The 480-nt window shown below is 45.2% G+C and carries 1 protein-coding gene; it reads right to left on the reverse strand.

Annotated features, from left to right (window positions below; translation table 11 throughout):
- Window positions 1–154: 154 nt before the first annotated feature.
- A partial coding sequence (locus tag ACTHTU_RS11250; protein WP_440362596.1) for a murein L,D-transpeptidase occupies window positions 155–480 on the reverse strand: 326 nt, incomplete at its 5' end.

Genomic DNA, 480 nt, shown 5'->3' on the forward strand with positions numbered 1-480 from the left:
TAAAAAGTGATATAGCTTGAGGATGAATTGAGGATGAAGTGGTCAAATATTCTTCGTTTGGCACTGACGGAGCAAGCAAATTGTCGTTGAATTTCCGTTTGAGAAGAAAGGCCGTCTGAAAAGTTTCAGACGGCCTTTGTTTGACTGACTTACATCAGATAATTTCCAAAATGAAATACTGACGTAGTTTTTCGTACACATTATTTTGTACGTTGATACAACCATTGGTTATGATGCGGTCGGCCACATTGGGAGAAGCGATGCGTTCCATGCGCCTTTCCTGCGGCTTGAGCGTCCATACCCTGTGTAACGCGAACAGAAAGTCATTTTCTTCTTTGAAGCCGATAACCTCGCCACCGTAACCTGGTTTGCTGGTCATCATCGGCGTCATATTGAATTTGCCTTTCGGCGTGGTCTTGCCAATCAGTACCGGATGGCACTGACCGTCATCGGCAAAGCAAAGCTCCGCCTTAGCTGTAT

Source organism: Neisseria sp. P0020.S005 (genome assembly GCF_051957055.1).
Lineage (GTDB): Bacteria > Pseudomonadota > Gammaproteobacteria > Burkholderiales > Neisseriaceae > Neisseria > Neisseria subflava_A.